This window comes from Xanthomonas sp. F10 (assembly GCF_014206815.1).
In the GTDB taxonomy this organism is placed as follows: domain Bacteria; phylum Pseudomonadota; class Gammaproteobacteria; order Xanthomonadales; family Xanthomonadaceae; genus Xanthomonas_A; species Xanthomonas_A indica.
Genome location: NZ_JACHNP010000001.1, coordinates 2,007,001 through 2,024,150 on the forward strand (window position 1 = coordinate 2,007,001; position 17,150 = coordinate 2,024,150).

General features: G+C 64.7%; 16 protein-coding genes. 3 read left to right on the forward strand and 13 right to left on the reverse strand.

Annotated features, from left to right (window positions below; genetic code table 11):
* Positions 1-3 precede the first annotated feature (3 nt).
* From FHR56_RS08750 to FHR56_RS08760, 3 genes are read right to left on the reverse strand one after another with little or no spacing between them, the layout of a single operon-like run.
* Positions 4-366, reverse strand: coding sequence for a DUF3742 family protein (locus FHR56_RS08750; protein WP_160947126.1), 363 nt, complete (start codon positions 364-366; stop codon positions 4-6).
* A gap of 20 nt (positions 367-386) precedes the next feature.
* Complete coding sequence (locus tag FHR56_RS08755) at positions 387-800, reverse strand: PIN domain-containing protein (RefSeq protein WP_160947127.1); 414 nt, start codon at positions 798-800, stop codon at positions 387-389.
* The gene (locus FHR56_RS08760; RefSeq protein WP_160947128.1) at positions 787-1,020 is read right to left on the reverse strand and encodes an AbrB/MazE/SpoVT family DNA-binding domain-containing protein; all 234 of its coding nucleotides are present in this window, start codon (positions 1,018-1,020) and stop codon (positions 787-789) included. The genes FHR56_RS08755 and FHR56_RS08760 overlap by 14 nt, the downstream gene beginning before the upstream one ends.
* 316 nt (positions 1,021-1,336) lie before the next feature.
* On the opposite strand from FHR56_RS08760, the gene FHR56_RS08765 reads away from it, so the two are divergent.
* On the forward strand, positions 1,337-1,810 hold the full coding sequence (locus FHR56_RS08765; protein ID WP_160947129.1) for a hypothetical protein: 474 nt from the start codon (positions 1,337-1,339) through the stop codon (positions 1,808-1,810).
* Between the two features lie 278 nt (positions 1,811-2,088).
* On the opposite strand, the gene FHR56_RS08770 is transcribed toward FHR56_RS08765, so the two are convergent.
* From FHR56_RS08770 to FHR56_RS08805, 8 genes are all read right to left on the reverse strand, one after another.
* Complete coding sequence (locus FHR56_RS08770; RefSeq protein WP_202406966.1) at positions 2,089-3,762, reverse strand: hypothetical protein; 1,674 nt, start codon at positions 3,760-3,762, stop codon at positions 2,089-2,091.
* Positions 3,763-3,873: 111 nt separating this feature from the next.
* Entirely contained in the window at positions 3,874-5,043 is a 1,170-nt protein-coding gene (locus FHR56_RS08775) for a dsDNA nuclease domain-containing protein (RefSeq protein WP_160947131.1), read from the reverse strand.
* 406 nt (positions 5,044-5,449) lie between these two features.
* Entirely contained in the window at positions 5,450-6,451 is a 1,002-nt protein-coding gene (locus FHR56_RS08780; protein ID WP_160947132.1) for a tripartite tricarboxylate transporter substrate binding protein, read from the reverse strand.
* Positions 6,452-6,471: 20 nt separating this feature from the next.
* Positions 6,472-6,879 (reverse strand): RidA family protein, encoded by a 408-nt coding sequence (locus FHR56_RS08785; protein WP_202406967.1) that lies wholly within the window; start codon positions 6,877-6,879, stop codon positions 6,472-6,474.
* A complete protein-coding gene (locus FHR56_RS08790) occupies positions 6,876-8,261 on the reverse strand; it encodes an FAD-dependent oxidoreductase (protein ID WP_160947133.1) in 1,386 nt (461 codons plus the stop codon). Before FHR56_RS08790 ends, FHR56_RS08785 begins: the two co-directional genes overlap by 4 nt.
* A complete protein-coding gene (locus tag FHR56_RS08795; protein ID WP_160947134.1) occupies positions 8,261-8,563 on the reverse strand; it encodes a (2Fe-2S)-binding protein in 303 nt (100 codons plus the stop codon). The genes FHR56_RS08790 and FHR56_RS08795 overlap by 1 nt, the downstream gene beginning before the upstream one ends.
* Positions 8,556-9,728 (reverse strand): FAD-dependent oxidoreductase, encoded by a 1,173-nt coding sequence (locus FHR56_RS08800; protein WP_160947135.1) that lies wholly within the window; start codon positions 9,726-9,728, stop codon positions 8,556-8,558. Before FHR56_RS08800 ends, FHR56_RS08795 begins: the two co-directional genes overlap by 8 nt.
* Positions 9,728-11,104, reverse strand: coding sequence for an MmgE/PrpD family protein (locus tag FHR56_RS08805; protein WP_160947136.1), 1,377 nt, complete (start codon positions 11,102-11,104; stop codon positions 9,728-9,730). The genes FHR56_RS08800 and FHR56_RS08805 overlap by 1 nt, the downstream gene beginning before the upstream one ends.
* Positions 11,105-11,239: 135 nt before the next feature.
* Between FHR56_RS08805 and FHR56_RS08810 the strand changes: the two genes are divergently transcribed.
* Positions 11,240-12,136, forward strand: coding sequence for a LysR substrate-binding domain-containing protein (locus FHR56_RS08810; RefSeq protein ID WP_160947137.1), 897 nt, complete (start codon positions 11,240-11,242; stop codon positions 12,134-12,136).
* A gap of 47 nt (positions 12,137-12,183) precedes the next feature.
* Here FHR56_RS08810 and FHR56_RS08815 read toward each other — a convergent pair whose 3' ends face one another.
* Together FHR56_RS08815 and FHR56_RS08820 are read right to left on the reverse strand one after the other, a co-directional pair.
* Positions 12,184-13,071: a DMT family transporter gene (locus tag FHR56_RS08815; protein ID WP_202406968.1), complete on the reverse strand. Its 888-nt coding sequence runs from the start codon at positions 13,069-13,071 to the stop codon at positions 12,184-12,186.
* A gap of 71 nt (positions 13,072-13,142) precedes the next feature.
* Positions 13,143-14,216, reverse strand: coding sequence for an NAD/NADP-dependent octopine/nopaline dehydrogenase family protein (locus FHR56_RS08820; RefSeq protein ID WP_160947139.1), 1,074 nt, complete (start codon positions 14,214-14,216; stop codon positions 13,143-13,145).
* Between the two features lie 178 nt (positions 14,217-14,394).
* Between FHR56_RS08820 and mobH the strand changes: the two genes are divergently transcribed.
* A complete protein-coding gene (mobH, locus tag FHR56_RS08825) occupies positions 14,395-16,449 on the forward strand; it encodes a MobH family relaxase (RefSeq protein WP_343160756.1) in 2,055 nt (684 codons plus the stop codon).
* The last annotated feature ends 701 nt before the right edge of the window (positions 16,450-17,150 follow it).

Here is a 17,150-nt window from a genome sequence, read left to right on the forward strand (position 1 = left end):
GGTCTATGTGTCTTCCTGCTCGCCGGGATCGATCCGCGTTTCGCCCCGGTAGAGGCCGTAGCCCTCCCATCCGTCCCTCCACTCCGGTTCAGGAGTGGGGTCAAAGCCGTCGATGTGGCCGATGGCCCAGAGAGCGACCACAACCCCAAAGACCAACGCACCCAGCCAGAAGGCTACATAGAGAAGCACACCGATCACCAGCAGCAGAGCAAAGGCACCCACGGCTTTTGCCAAACCAGCGGGAAGCCCGGCTGCGATCAGCCAGCGGGTGAACTGACCATTCCGAAAGAGCAGCCGGCGCCAGGCTCGTGCCGCAGCATGCCCTGCCCTCCGGCTCAGCGGTGTCTCCGATCGCGAGGTAGCCATGGTGGTGCCCTCATGCTGCTTCAAACATTGAACGGGTTACGGATCGACAGGCTCTCTTCGATGATGAGGCCATGGTGCATGTCCTCGGAATAGAGCGTCTGGCAGCCCTCCGTCGCAGCCGCCGCCACGATGCAGGCATCGTAGAACGACAGCTGGTGCCGCGCGGCCAGTTCTCGGGCCCGGTCATGCACTTCGACGGTCAGGGGAACAATGGTGCAGAACTCCCGGACCAACGCCAGGAACTGCCCGACTTCGCTCCACCCCATCTTCAGCTTGCGCACGCAGACGTGGGTGACCTCGTTAAGTACCTGGACGCTGATGACCGGGCGGCGCTGCAGCAGCGCCTCGGCGCTGTCCGCCTTAGAGGCGTCCTCGGACAGCAGGTACAGCACCACGTTGCTGTCGAGGAATACCTTGCTCTTACCCGCGGCCATTGGCCTCGTCCCGGCTGAACTTGAAGTCCGCCGGCAGTTTGCCGCGGAAGGTGCGGAGCCGCTCCAGCATAGCTTCGGCCCCAGGCTTCTTGCGCACTGCGAAGAGCCGGGGGGCGTCCACGACGATCTCGATATCGTCGCCCTCCCGCAGTTCGAGCGCCTCGACCAGACTCGTCGGCAGGCGGACGGCCAGGCTGTTACCCCACTTCGCGACTTGCATGGCAGCACCTGATTGATATACACAACATGATGTATATCCTAGCCCGTCTGCGACGCTTGGCAAGTCCGATCGTCGGCACCGTTAGCAAAGGGCGCGTTCGCGGCAAATGGGAAAGGGAATGGAAGGGGCACCAAGGGGAAAGGCCCTACCCGGAAAGGCAAAAAGGCGGCCACTCGGTGCGCCCTTTCATCGGCGCCGACGGCAACGGCGTTCTGCTACTACTGAAAAGGCGGTGTCCACGGCAGCTGGCCCGCTGCAGGCACCGATCCCCGGTCGTCGAGAACTAAAGCCCTTCACCATCCCAGGAGTTCGCCCCATGCCCCTCGTAGTTGGCCTTGCAACGCTTCTCGCTGTGGCACCCGTGCAGACCGGAAGCGCCATGCAGGCGGGCGCCGCGCTCTGCGGCGAAGCGATGAGCATCTACCTGCCCGAGCCACTCGGCACTCCGGCCCCCAACATCCAGCTGGCCCACTTTCAGTACATGAGCCCGGACGAGGCCTGTGCGCGGAACGTGCAGCGCGACGTGCTCATGCGCCTGCACGATCGCATCAAGCCCATCGCCGCTTCCGCCTTCGCGAACAGCAAGGCGAGCTTCAGCGTCATGGTGCGCTACACGCTCACGCCCGATAAGCCAGCGGTGTTCGAGATGCAGACCACCACAACGCCAGCGACTGAAGAGGGGCGGCTGACCGCGTTCTACCACGGCGCCGCGGCCCTTGACGATGCCCGCAGCACCCTCGGAACCGTCTACGTCGTCTTCAACTACGACATCTCGCCAGCGAGGCGATGAAAGCGACTGTTCGCATCGGGCAAAGAAGAGCGGCTTTCGACACGATACTGTCGCTCATAGCAGTACTGTTATGGTTGCTGTGAGCGACAGCTGTGTTCTCCATAAAGCGGAGAAACCACCACTATCGCAATGAGGCCGGCCTTTTACACACGAGCAGCAAGCTCACCTCGACTACGGATCACAAGGTAGCCGTACGCTTGAGATAACCTGCGGACAGTCGGGATTAGCGTTGCGGCTGCACAATAGCGTCGTATCCACAGCTGCGACCTCTCGTCAATTCATACCCTGCCTGCACGCGATTCCGGCGTAGCTTTTGCCGCGGGGACTAGCAAGTTGGCGTACATCGCTTGAAGCAAGGGCTCCACGGTGCTGTAGGTGACGTCCCATTCTTCCTCAACGAGCACCGAGTATTTCCGCTCAAGGTGCAGTTCGAAATCGAACAGATACTCCGTGGGCGTCTCAAGGCCGACGATGAGCTGGATATCGTCCGGCAAGTCTTTAGCGATGAACTCAAGCACTGCGGGAAGATTTACGTCATCTTGCGCCTGCTGGTTGGGCGAATCGATGACTACTGGAATATCGTACGTGGCGTTGGAGCCGTGCGCCGTGCGCCAAATCGCCGCGTAGTAAGCCAATATGGAGCGGGGACCTCCGCTTCCAGAGAGGTCTGGTCGCCCTGCTAGTTTCATCTTGGACACGTCAACGGAAGGAAGCTTAAGTGCGACCCGGCCAGCGGCGTAAAAGCCTCTGAAGTCGGCAAGTATTGCTTTCGTCCGCTTGACAGCCCGCAGCTCCTTCATCGTCTCATCTAGCTTGTCGACGGCCAGGACAGCCTCGTCAATAGCTTCTTGCAGTTGCTTGCGTTCGGCCTCAAAGGCGGCCAGAGCGCCCTCGGCACCGATACCTCCGACAACGTCTTGAAACTTGAGTTCGCCTTTTCTGGTGTCCAGCAGTCGGGATATCCGGAGGTAGCTCTCGTTGAGGGTAGCCAGTTCGCCGATCGCCTTTTGGCATCGATCGCGAACAACGGCCGCATCGTCGCGAAGGCGTGCGGCTAGTTCGCGCAGGACACGCGCATCTTCTGCGAATCGCAACAGGTCTAAGAATGGCTTTTCGTGCTCTGCGTGACAGGTGGGGCAAATGAGCGGCTGACTCCCCGCCGTCCGGATCCATGCAGCATCACTGTTATATGCCTTCAGTGCCTCGTCGGCCATCCGAATCTGATGGTCCAAGCTGGCCAGCAACTCTTGTTCGCGAACTGCATCACTGCGGAGCTTCTCCTGGCGACCGTTGAGTTCGGAGACTTCACGGGTCAGCTGCTCAATCTCAGCCTCGAAATTCGCAGCACTCAGCTTAGGCCCATGCACTGGTACAGTGCGGCTGAAACGGGCCAATGTTCGCTCTAGAAGCCTAAGCTCTCGACGATGCTCATCCAACACGCGCGAATGTTGGCCTTTCTTCGCGCGCGCTTCGTAGTACGCAGGGGGGCAAACGCCAGTGAAGTACTCGAGGATTGCAGTCCAGGGCGCAGTGAAGCGCTTGAGGCCATTGAATGTGTTCCACTCAGATTGCCAGCTTCCGTCTTGATTGACATAGAAGGGCAAGAAGAAGCACGCAGCGTCTGCCGAAACAACCTCCGACTCGGTCTTGCCAGTGAAGACTAGATTGAAATCCGTTACATCACAGAAAACCCTCGTCCATTCGGCGAACTTGGCTGTCGTGGCAACCAACTGGCGGTCTGAATCGAACAGTGCTCGGCGCCCGTTCTGGTGGAGAACGAAGAAGTGCTTCCCGTCGAACGAGAATTCGAGGAGCGAGACGGCATCATCATCCCATGACTCGAGAGTTCCCTGAGGCGTGGCACCCAGGGTCTCAAAGAGGCTCCGAATTAGTGTTGTCTTCCCCATGTGGTTCCGGCCCCTGATGAGGTTCTTCCTCGGGTGGAACTTCACGTGGCGTGCCTTCTTGTCCCGCAGTGAGAGCAGCCAGATGTTTTGAAATCGAAAGCGATGCATAGGTCTTAGTTCTCAGGCTACGAACGAGAAGTCTCAGCTCGGGTCCATTCATGTTGTCATTACCCTCATGACAAAGCGTGCCAAAAGCTCTTCGTCCCGGTACTGCCCGAAGTTAGCCCTCATCGCGACAAGCGCAGCATCGACGTATGGCTTTAGATTTGGTCCACACGCGTTTGCCTGCGCCCAGCTATCGCAGAACGAGTCAATGGCGTGAGCTTCAGGCGATGGACCGGTGAGTCGTTCCGCCGCAACTCTAGCCGCAGCCATTCGCATCGTCGTAAGCGCCCTGAAGTCAAAGCCCTCCTGTTGGAGCTTAGCGAGCCAACTCTCGAAGAGCGCGTTTCGGTCCGGGATGGTTGCAAGCGAACTGAGCGCTGTGTGGAACTCGGCCCTAGAAAAGCCTCGTTCTTTAACCAGGTCAGCGAATGTCGCGCACGTCGCCGTGCGGCGACCTAGCGCAGAGACCTTCATGACAAGCGACTCCACGAACGCTCGAGCCTGGGCGGCATGTCCGGGACTGCGTTGTGTCAGCAGTTCCAGCGCTTTGGCCACCGCCGGCGCCGAGGGGTCGTCCGGGTGAATGGCCACACGGGCAAGGCGCACCCTCTTGAGATCTGGGATCGGAGCTCCCGCAGCGGACAGACTGTTGAGCGCGTCCGTCAGGAGTTGCGCATGGTCTGCTGCCAGGTCTGATAGAGAGCAAGGTAGAGACGTCGCTGCGTTCGCACCGGAGGCTAGTGGAACGTCGCAACCAGCGTTCGAAATGAAGATACCCTCAGCCGGCAACTTCTCAAACGCCATCAAGCTCAGATGGATCTTGCCGAGGACGCTGTTGCCGACATTGTCGAAGCTTGGGACGACAGTAGGTACCGGTGCGGCGGGGCCGCTAGCAGCACTTTTCTTCGCGGGCTTTGGTTGCTTCGGCGCTGAGGTGCCAGTCAACACCGACCAAGACCAGGTGCCCGTATCCTTCTTCTTTACTTGGTATATGGCGGCCTTGGTAGGAGCGCTGAGGGAATCGAGTTCAGTGACGTCCTGTACTGCTTCGAAAAGCAGCAGGAAATCTGGGGCATTCGACTGCTCCAGTTCAAGCATCCTGAGAACGGCCCACCATCGCTGAAAGTCAACGCCCTTAGCGCCGTGTCCGCCACCTTTCTCGGTAAGGCCCGGCTTATTGGCAACTAGCAGGACTTCCGCCGCGCCTGTAGCTATGGTCAAAAGTATCCCTCCCTAAACGCCGCCGCTCAGTTGCAATCGATTCCTTGTTGCTCTTGGGTAAAAGTGAGGGCTAGCCTTTTAATTCTACAGTTTGTAACGGTGGGCAGCGAATCCTTGCCAGGACTCGCTTTAGGGCTAGTGCTGTGCATCGCAAAAGCATTCACTTGCCGGAGGTCGCTATGCAACAAGAGCTGTAACTTGACCGTTGCGAGGCGAACCGCAGCTTTCAGCCTGAGGCAGGCCAGAGTTTGCCTTGGCTAACCGCTCCTGGCTACAAGCAGGTGCGAACACCAGCAGCGGTTCGGCATCGCCGCCCGACGCCAGACTCGCCCCGGGTTCCAACCCTGACTAGAGCCATTTTAGGGACGTGGCATTCTGTCGCGGACGGCCGAGCCGCATTGTCAGCTTAGTCCACCGAAGCCCCCGACTCCCTGACGACCCGCCCCCACTTCGCCCGTTCGTCTTTGAGCAGGCTGGCAAACGCGGGCACGGTGCCGCCCAGGGATTCCTGGATCGCCCCCTGGTCGATCAGCGACTGCCGCAGCTGCGGCTGCTTGAGGGCGCGGTTGATCTCCTGGTTGAGCCTGGAGACCACGGGGTCGGGCGTGCCTGCCGGCGCCACCACGCCGAAGATCACGGCCGCCTCGATGCCCTGGAAGCCCGATTCGGCCATGGTCGGAATGTTCGGAAGCGCCGCTGCCCTCATTGGGGACGCGACCGCCAGCGGCCGCAGCAGGCCGGCCTGGATCATCGGCAGCGCTGCGGTGATCGACGCGGCGAACATGTCCACCTGCCCGCTTGCCAGATCGGTCATGGCCGGCGCCGCGCCGCGGTACGGCACGTGCACCAGGTCAAGGCCAGCCTTGCCCTTCCAGAGCTCTCCGCACAGATGCGCCAAGGTGCCGTTGCCGGACGATGCGAAGGTCACGGCCTTGCGCTTGGCGGCGCCCGCCAGATCCGCGACGCTGCGGTAGGGTCCCTTGGCGGACACCACCAGCACCAGAGGCACCTTGGCCATGAGCGTCACCGGCGTGAGATCGCGGGCGACGTCGAACGGCATCTTCTTGTAGAGCGCCTGGTTCACGGTCAGGTTGCTGGACTCGCCCATCGCCAGGGTGTAGCCGTCAGGCGGGGACTTGGCCGCTTTGTCCAGGCCGATGTTTCCCCCGGCGCCCGGCACGTTGTCCACCACCACCGTCCAGCCCAGCGTGGAGTTCAGGGCATTCGAGAGCAGCCGCGCCATCATGTCGGTACCACCGCCGGGCGGGGCCGGCACGACCAAGCGGATCGGCTTGGACGGGTACTCGGCCGCCTGGGCTGCACCAGCAAGCCATGCCATGCCCGCGCCGGCGGTCCAGCGCAGCCATGCACGCCGGGAGGTGGAGACGTTGTGGGAAATCTCGGTCATGGGGAGGCCTCGTTTCAATCTTAGGGGTGGATGGGCGCCGATGTGGCGGCGATGGCGGAGATCTCGATCAACAGATGTGGGGAGGCGATGCGCCCCTCCACGGTGCAGCGTGCCGGGGCGGTGCCCGGGGCGATCCACCGCTCCCAAGCAGCATTCATCGCCGCGAAGTCATCCATGTTCCGCAGGTAGACCGTCACGGACAGAAGCGATTGCTTGTCCGAGCCCGCGTCCGCCAGACGGGCCTCGATGCGGTCCAGAACCTCCTGCATCTGCTCATCGAAGGACGTGGCGGGCGAGCCGCTGGCGGTCTGTCCGCTCAGGAACACGAGCGGGCCGAACACCACCGCTTTGCTCAAGCGCGGGTTGGTGTGGAGGCGATGGAGTGCGAAGGCGGTCATCGGGTGAAGCGAATCAGCGTCCAGGGTCACGGCTGGCCGCATTGGTTGAAGTTGGCGATCACGGAGAGAGGAAGCGGCTTCAGGGGCGGACGAACCCGGTAGGCCCCCACTTCCTCGGGATGCAGGCCCAGGCGCTGGGCCATCAACTGCGTCACGGGCGTGCCGCACATGCGCCCCTGGCAAGGCCCCATGCCGCAGCGGCTCATGAACTTGGTCTGGTTCGGCCCGGCGCAGCCGAGGTCGGCCATCTCCCGCACGGTGCCCGCGTTGACGCGCTCGCAGCGGCACACGACGGTGTCGTCGCCCGGCTCCTGCAGCCACTCGGGAGGCGGATAGAGCGCATCGAGAAGCGGGCGGATACCGGTGTGGCGCCGGAGATTGGCGACATGGATGGCCGCGCCCTGTTGCAGCTCTTGCAGCGCGATCCGGCCGAGCGCTCGTGCCGCTCCCAACGCGGCCAGAGCACCCCGCTCCGCGGCCGCCAGCGCGCCGGCGATGCTGGCGCCATCACCAGCGACGAAGATGCCCGGCGCGGATGTCTGCCCATAGGGGTCGCACTCGACCTGCCAGGCCAACTGCTCGTTGCTCCAGCGGTGCGCGAGGCCCAGCAGCCGCGACAGCTGGTGGTTCGGCACGACGCCGTGATGCACCAGCAGCGTATCCACCGCCAGTTCCTTCGGCTTGCCGCGGTGCCGGAAGCGGACACCGCGCACACGCTCGTCACCGATCGCCTGCAGGGCATCGCAGCCCCTGAGCCAGGGAACACGCGCGCTCCAGAGGCTGCCCATCATGGAAATGCCCTTGAGCAGGTCGCGGTGGGAACGTAGCGCCGACGGCAGGTGCGACAGCGCGCGGCGCGCGTTGCCCGGCTCCCCGGTCTCGATCAGGGCCACCACGTCGGCGCCTGCGCGAATCAGCTGCTGCGACACGAGAAGAAACAACGGTCCGCAGCCTGCAACGGCCACGCGTCCCGAGGGAACGACGGCATCGGCCTTGAGCGCGATCTGCGCGGCGCCCGCGGGCATTACGCCGGGCAAGGTCCATCCCGGGAACGGCGATGCGCGCTCCATCGCGCCCGTGGCCACGATGAGCTGTCTCGCGCGCACCTGCCGGATGCTTCCTTCGACACGGAAGAACACCACCCACTGCGGCGACACATCGACCACGAACGCCCCGAAACAGGTGTCGGCTCCGCTGGCCTGCAACCGATCGACCAACTCGCGCCCTGCCGCATAGTCGTTGCCCAGGATGTGCAGGGCCTGTGGCCCCGCCTCCTGCACGCGCCGATAGATCTGGCCACCGGCCTGCGCCTGTTCGTCGAGCAGTAGCACCTTGAGGCCGAGCGCTGCCCCCTTCGTCGCTGCGGCCATGCCGGCAGGCCCGGCGCCGATCACCACGAGGTCGTAGTCCATCACGCTCCTCCGATGGGGGCGGCGCCCCCTTGCGACAGGCACACGCGCATACCCGCTTCTGCCCTGACCAGGCAGGCCTGCACGTTGCTCTGCCCATCCAGATGCACCAGGCACTCGAAGCACACGCCCATGAGGCAGAAAGGAGCACAGGGCTCTGCCCGGTGGTTGCGGCGCGTGGCGGCATAGCCTGCTTCCAGCAGCGCGATCGCGAGCGTCCTCCCCTTCGCGACACGGACGGTGGCGCCGTCCACCTGGATCTCCACGAGGTCGACAGGCGGTGCGCCATCCAGTGGCTTAAACATGGAACCTCCTTGCGGTGAAACCGCCGATACCGTCCGGCCGCTCGCCGGTGGCGATCCACTCGGCAATCGGCCCCGCGTGCTGCGGTGCCAAGGTGATGCCGCTGTGGCACGTCACCAGGAACGCACCGGGGTGCTGCAGCGACTCGTCGTAGATCGGAAGGCCGTCCGGGCTCATCACGCGCAGGGCGCCCCACCCGCGAACCATGCTGAGCCCGGCCAGCGTCGGGAAGCTCTGCACCGCTCGTTGCGCGATCCGTGCGAACACGTCCCAGCTCGTGCCCGTATCGAGCCCCACGTCCTCCTTCGAGTCACCGATCTGGACCGTTCCATCGAAGGTCTGCCGGACATGGAGCGTCGGGTAGCGCAGGAACGGCTCGGCGCGCTCGGTGATGAGCAACTGTCCGCGGATGGGGTGCAGCGGCGCGTCCAGGCCCAGGCGGGAAGCCAGTGCGGTACTGCCCAGGCCGGCGGCCAGGACCACCTTGTCCGCGTCGATCGTCCCGGTCGCGGTGCGCGCGGTGAAGCCGCCCTGTGGCCGCGCGCTGAGCGACTGCACCACCGTGTGGGGGCACAGCACGCCACCGCATCCGCTGAACGCCGTGAACAGCGCCCGGAGCAGCTTCAGCGGGCTGACGTGGCCGTCCAGTGGGCAATACGTCGAGCCGGCGATCTGCGCGCTGGCATGCGGCATGCGGGCCTGCGTCTCGTGCCCGGACAGCGCCTCGAACGCGAACTTTGCTCCCAGCCTCTGCTGCATGCCCGTGAGCATGCCGACGCGCGCCTCGTACTCCTGCGCGCTGGTACAGATCACGAAACCGCCCGGCTGGTACAGCTCGACATCGACCCCGCCGGCCTGGCGCAGCTCCGCGGCGAAACCCGGCCACATGCCGGCCGCATCGATCGACCAGTGGGCGTAGTCGTCGCACTTGGCCCCCTTGCCCTGGACCCAGGCCAGGCCGAAGTTGCCCCGGGACGCCTTGAATGCGATGTCACCTTCGTCGGCCACGCAGACCGAGAGGCCACGCTGCGCCAGACCGTAGGCCACGCTCATGCCCACGGCGCCCGCACCGACGACCAGCACATCGAAGCGGTGCTTGGCCGGACGCCGCGCACGCGACTGCTCGCCACCCGCCGGCAGCGTGATGGGGTGTTGCACAGCGGACATCACTTCGTCCAGTCAGTTCCGAGTGCTCGGTCCAACGGCGCTGTCTCGCCCTGCTCGAACTGCTGCAGCGCCTGCAGGAACTCTTCCTGCCGCCGCGGGCCCAGCGTGTGTGCGGTCACCTGCCGGAACTTCGCCACGAGCTCGGGCCGGTGCATCGGGTGTGCCGGATCGCCACGCGGGTCCACCACGGGGGATACGATGCGTTCGCCCGTCCGCAGGGTGACCGTGAGCCGCGATGGCGAGCGCTCGGGAAACAGCGATTCGAGTTCCGGGTCGGCTTGCACGACGACGGTACGTGCGAGCCGGACAATCCTGGGATCGCTCAACATCGGCTGGGTCAAAGGAAGCAGCGCGCCCTCTCCACCGATCGCCGCCGCCGCGAGACAGAACGGAACACTGTACTGCGCGTCGGTGAGTGAGGTGGGCGCGGGCCGGTTCGCGAGGTTGAACGTGGCCCGGTAGGTCGCGACCTCCATGCCGTCGATTTCTTCGGCGCAAAAGCCATGCTCGCGCTGCAACAGCAGAAGGGCATCGAGCGCGCCATGGATGTGGCGGCAGCACCCGAAGGGCTTGAAGTAGGTGCCTTCGATCAGCGGTGCAGGGCCGAAGTCGGCCAGGGCCACATCGCCGCTGAACAGCGTCGGGATGTCGAAGATGTCGATGGGACCGGTCGTTCCGGCCGCGGCCATCTCCAGCGCGGCCAGGCCCGCGAGGCATCCGTAAGGGATGCCCTCTTTCACGTCGGAGCCGGCCAGGCCTGCGAGGGCCGGCAGCGCGGGCGATGCCTGTGCGGCGATGGCAAGTGCGTGGGCCACACATTCCAGCGAGGTTCCCTGCAGATAGCCGAGCGCCGCGATGACGCCGTACGCCGACCATGCGCCGGAGGGGGCATACGACAGCCGCGCCATGGCGACACGCAGCGCGACCTCGTAGCCCGCGACGACCGCGCCGAGGATCTCATCGGCGGACAGGGCCGGCCGCAGCGCGAGCATCGCCAAGGCGGCCGGAACGACCGCCGCACCGGGATGGCCACGTGCGCGCCGGTAGCCGTCGTCGAGGTCCAGCGCGGCGGTGGCCGCGCTGTTGGCCAGCAATGCGGCACCCAGCGTGCCACTGCCACCCGAGAACCAGATCGGCACCGCACCTCGCCCGAGCAGGCGCCTGGCACCCTCACGGGTGGCGACCACACCCGGGACATCCATGGCGGCGCCGGCAGAACCCAGCGCATCAAGAACGCATTTCAGGGCGACCTCCCGCGTCGCAGGCAGCAGTTGCCGCTCCCGAGCACCGACGATGAAAGAAGCCAGCGCATGCGCAGCACCGCCATCCGTGCCGTCCGGTGCCTGAACTCTCCTGAACATATAACTCTCTGGCATATTCCGATCCTCTGGAGTAACGCAGCACCGACACCGCTGCGGCACAGGAATTTTTGTTGGATGTTCTGATCGTATGGAGAACCCCTCGTCTCGACTATTGCCATGTCGGGGGCTGCAAATGCCGAAAGGTTATGTATGAAGACCGACCTCAACTTGAGGCACATCGAAGCCTTCCGCGCGGTGATGCTCGCGGGCAGCGTCGTCGGCGCGGCGGAACTGTTGAGCGTCACCCAGCCCGCGGTGAGCCGCACGATCGCCCAGATGGAGCTGCGACTGGGCTATCCGCTGTACCAGCGCAAGGGACGCCGTCTCGTGCCGACCTCGGAAGCGCAGGCGCTCTTTCGCGAAGTCGAGCAGGTGTTCGGCGGCATCGAGCGCATTGCGCAGGTCGCCCAAGACCTGCGGCACCACCGCGCGGGCGCATTGCGCATCGCCGTGTTGCCCGCCCTCGCACAGTGGGTCGTTCCGGATGCGCTCGCACGGTTCATGCAAGAGCGGCCCCAGGTGAGGACGTTCGCGCAGACGCTCCCGTCGCGGCAGATCGCCGAGTTGGTCTCCACACGCCAGTTCGATGCGGGTGTGATCGAGCTGCCGCTCTCGCATGCGGGCATGGAGGTGCGGGCCCTGCCCTCCGCGGCGCTCGTAGCCATCGTCCCCCGAGGGCATCGCCTGGCGGTCTCCAAGCAGATCGCGCTGCGCGAGCTGGCCTCCGAACGCCTGATCCTGCCCTCGCCGCACAGCTACGTGCGCTACCAGATCGATGACGCCTTCAATCAGGGGGCCATCGCTGCGCAGGTGGTCGCTGAAACACCCACCTCTTCCATTGCGTGCGCGCTGGCCGCTGCTGGCGCCGGAATTGCGCTGGTGTCGCGCTGGGTGCCTGCGCCGATGGACGATCCCCGCTACGTGGCCGTTGCCCTGCGCGAGCCGATCCGGTCCCAGTATGGGCTCATCACGCCTTCGGGCGTACCGGAAAACGCGCTGGTGGACGAGTTCGCGGACCTGCTCAGCCAGCGCATGGAGCAAGGCTGAGCGTCCGCTGCGGCATGGCTGTGCCAAAGATTGAGCCGCTCGCGCGTTCACTCGGCCGGGTTCCCCGCTGTCGGAACGCGCCGCGCACGCCGCGCCCTGGCCTGTTCATGCACTGTCATGCCGACGTTGGCACCGACGATGGCGGCGATCCCGAGCCATTCGACGGCTCTGGGCATCTCACCCCAAACGATGAATCCCACCAGGATCGCGCCCACCAGCGTGGCGTATTCGTAGGGCGCGAGCACCGAGGCCGGCGCCAGCCGGTAGGCCATGGTGAGCAGCAGTTGAGCCGTCCCGCCAAGCACTCCCACGGACACCAGTCGCGCCGCATCGGGGGCGTCGGGAACCACCCACTGCAGTGGCAGCGTTGCAGCGCCCACCACCGTGCCAAAGAGCGTGAAGTAGAAGGCGATCGCGAGCGCCGATTCCGATGCCGCCATCTGCCGGATGGCCACCAATGCCACCGCGGTCGCAACGGCGGCCATCACGCCGAGAACCTTGCCCAACGGCAGTCCCGCCTCCAGGTCCGGCTGGACCACCATCCACATCCCCATGAATCCGATCACCACAGCGGCCCACCTGCCTGGCGAGACCTGCTCACCGAGCAAGACGATCGACAGCAGCGTGATGAACAGAGGCGCCGAGTACGTGAGCGCGGTAGCGGTGGACAGCGGCAACAGCGAGACCGCACCGAAGCTCAGGAACAGGGATGCCACGCCCGCGACCGAACGGCGCAGATGGGCGAGCGGCCGGGATGTTCGCAGCGTGCTCCACTGGCGCCTGGCGTGCAGTACAACGATGATCGGCAGCAGGGCGAAGCCGCTGCGTGCGAAGACGATTTCCCCGACGGGATAGCGGCTGCCGAGCGACTTGATAAGCGCGAACATGCACGCCAGCACCAGTGCGGAGGCGAGCTTGTACGCGATGGCACGCAACGTCGCCCGCCTCGGGCCATCCGGGCGCACAGCAGGCGCTGACGATCCCGGAGACACGGCACGCCTCGCGCTCAACCAGCGGCCACGGCGGCAAGGATGCCCCGCCGGTCGAGGCCGGCCAGTCCGAGCCGCCGCAGCGCACTGCCCTCATCCGGCGGGGGCTGGTGGCGCACGACGGAGGCGATCTGGATGATGGCGCGCATCGTCAGCGCATCGAGGCCTGCTTTCAGGCCCAGTTCGTGCCATGGCACGAGCACCAACGGCACGTCCTGTTCGACGAAGCGATGCCGCATGGTGGAGGGGGCCATCTTCTCCTGGTTGTGCTCCGCACTCTCGCGCGCGAAGTCGAGCAGGCTGGCGAAGCGTCCCCCGTAGTACGCGTTCATCATCTCGACCGCGGAGCGGACCGACAGTCCATACCGGCTTGCGATGCGCATGCGCTCCTGATCGATCGCCTGCATGACCCGGACGACCGATGCGCTCATGCCCTGGCGGTAGAAATCGAAGTCACCGGCAGTGGACTCGATCCATCCGGTGTTGAGCAGCGCGGGCACCGGATGCAGGACGGCATTGATGCAGGACAGGCCTGCCTCCAAGACGTTTCGGTGCCAGCGCAGCGGCATGGGGAACAGACGCGCCAATGCCTGCAGCGTCCCCTGATCGCCGATGGGTGCGAGCGATGCGATGTGGAGTTGGGATTTGACGCCCATCACCTTCACGTCGGCACCGACCACGCGGGACGCATACGGCGCCGAGCTGGTCTCCAGTATCGCGCGCGCCCTGAGCGATCGCCTGGCTGCGAGGCAGAAGAAGTTGCCGGCGATGCACACGATGACGTGCCGGCCAAGGTCATGCGCGGCGAGCGCCGCGATCATGTCATCGTGCGCGAACGATGGCAGGGCGAGAACGACGTACTCCGAGAACCGGAGCGCTTCGGACAGGTCTTTGCTGAGCACCGGCATGAAGCGGCCGCGCATCTTCCCCGTCACGTCGAGGTAGCCCTGTCTCAGGATCGCGTGAAGCGTCGCGCTGTGGTCCGGGTGCGCGTACAAAAGCGCCTTGCCGCCGCGTCCGAGAACGTCGGCCGCGATGGCGCAACCGCAGTGACCTGCGCCTATGATGGAGACAGCAATCTCGTTGGCCATGTCGCGCATCCGTGGGCTCTTGGACGGGCCGCATCAAAGCCGCGAGCACGCGCAAATTCCGTGAGCGCGATTCCATGGATCTGGATTGGTCTCGCAAATGCACCAATTGCTGTGCGAGAGGTGGGGAAGCAGCGATCCCGCTCGTCATACCCCTGGATATCGCCAGCACTCTGCGCACATGTCCATGGTGCGCTGCATTCACCGCTCGGCCGACCGAAGCGGACCGCGCAATACCGGCGAGGTCACGACCTTATTGCAGCATGACGTCGCAGATGCCATGCCGCACCCTGCGATACCTGTATTCCACGGGTGCGGCACAGGCGGGGCCGGGCGTTCCCGCTCCAACCACGACCAACACGTCATGTTCAGTCTATTTCGGCGCGCGGCCGGACCAGCCGTGACAACGGAACGCGCCCCCATTGCTGCGCCAGAGGCTGCTGCCACCCCGCCTTCGTCGCCGGGTTGGACCACGCATCAGTCTGCCGCCGAACTGCTCGCTCCCACGCGCCGCCAGCGCCTTCTGGAGCACATCTGGCAGCGGACATCGCTGTCGCGGCAGCAATTCGACCAGCTGTACCTCGCTCCGATCAAGCGCTATGCCGAGTTTGTGCAACTGTTCCCCGCGTCGGAGAGCCATCACCATGCCTATCCCGGAGGGATGCTGGACCATGGCCTGGAGATCGTGGCCTACGCGCTCAAGCTGCGGCAGTCCCATCTGCTCCCTGCAGGGGCGACACCAGAGGCGCAGGCCGCCCAGGCGGAAGCCTGGACCGCCGGCGTGGCATACGCGGCGCTGCTGCACGACATCGGCAAGATCGCGGTGGACCTGGAAGTGGAGCTGGACGACGGCTCGCGCTGGCACCCATGGCACGGAGTGCTGCGGCGCCCCTACCGCTTCCGCTACCGCCGGGGGCGCGAGTACCGCCTGCACGGGGCCGCGAGCGGCCTGCTGTACCTGCACATACTTGCCCCCGCCATCCTGGACTGGCTGAGCGGCTACCCGGATTTGTGGCCGCCCCTGCTGTACGTGCTCGCCGGTCAGCACGAACACGCGGGCGTGCTCGGGGAGCTCGTGGTGCAGGCAGACCAGGCGTCGGTAGCGCAGGCGATGGGAGGCGATCCGGCCCGTGCGCTGGCCTCGCCGAGGCATGCGCTGCAGCGCAAGTTGCTGGATGGCCTGCGTTTCCTGTTGCGCGAGCAGTTGCAGCTCAACCAGCCCCAGGCATCGGACGGATGGCTGACGCGCGATGCCCTGTGGCTCGTAAGCAAGACCGTATCGGACAAGCTACGGGCCCACTTGCTCGCCCAGGGCATGGAAGGCATCCCTTCGAGTAACACCGCGGTGTTCGATGTGCTGCAGGAACACGGCATCGCCCTGCCCGCCCCGGACGGCAAGGCCATCTGGAGGGCCGCCGTCACCAGCGAGAACGGATGGTCCAACACATTCACCTTCTTGCGCGTGCCGCCAAGCCTGATCTGGGATGCGGGCGACCGCCCCGCCCCATTCTCCGGGACGGTCAAGGAGGTGACGCAGGACGCCGTGGCAGCACCCGTGCCGTTCCCCGCTCCGCAACCCCCAGCTGCAACGGGGGTGGACATGGACGCTCCAGCGCCAGGTCAGGGATCACCAGCGCCGCAGCAGGACGGCATCGGAGCGCTGCTGGACCTGCTGCAGCTGGATCAGCCTACCGGCCAGGACAAGCCAGCCGATACGGCGACCAGTCCACCACCCATGCGGCCTTACAACCCCACCGGCGACGACGCCAAGGCGGTAGCACCGCTTGAATCCGACGCCTCGGAAAATGCTGTGTCAGGGCACGGATTCGTGGATTGGCTCAGGCTGGGCCTGCAGCAGCGCCGGTTGGTCCTCAACGATGCCAAGGCACTCGTGCATACCGTGGCGGACACCGCCTACCTCGTGAGCCCTGGGGTGTTCCAGCGCTATGCGCAGGAGCATCCCGGGGTCCGGGCCTTCGCGAAGAGCGAACAGCTCGCGGATTGGCAGTGGGTGCAAAAGCAGTTCGAGCGCTTGCGTCTGCACCGCAAGCAGGCCAACGGCCTCAACATCTGGACGTGCGAAGTGGCGGGGCCTCGCAAGACGCGCCGGTTGCACGGCTACCTGCTGCGCGATCCACTCGCGGTGCTGCCCGAGGCCCTGCCGAACAACCCGTATCTGCGTTTGCTGGACTTGAATGAACCAGAGCCGCCGCCCCACTCGACGCCCGCGGAGTGAGTGCCGCGAGGCAGCGCGAAGACGGGATATTTGCCGATTTCGAGGTGGTGCGAACGAATAGAACCAAATCCCTACCTGCCATTTTTGACAGATTTCTCAGGGGGTCGCATCAACCGATCTCAAAAACGTAAATAGGTATTGGCAGGACGGAGGGAAGAAGCTCCAATTTTCGTCCTTGAACGGGTGGGTACGACCGATTACCCCGCTTCGGAGCAATCCGACCCACGACAAGAAGGCAACCTTTCTCAACACGAGAAGGACGTACAGAGGCACAAGGCAAGTTGACTCAACAGCACACGGTTACAACGTTCCCACCTGCGTGGGGTAGTCACTACATCCGCGTTTCACAATTCTACAGGGCGGAACAAAAAATCTGACTTTGGGGTGAGCAATCGAATTGCCAGCCCACCGCCGATGACAGTATTCAATAAATGAATAACCAAGAAGAAAAATAAGAAGCTCGGGCAGGTACTGCCAGCGCTTCACGGGACGGGACACGCACCTATCCACTGATTATCGGACCAACCACGTTGGCCCGAGGGTGCGTCATGGGGGGAGAGGCTTGAGTTCGCAAAGGAGTTGCGAAGGATGCTGCTTCCGGAAACACGCGCACGACAAAAATTAAAATGCCAATCCCAAGAAACCGCCCCCGTACTGGTCCGCCTCCAAGCAGCGCCGCATAGCGCAGCGCCGCCGACCGC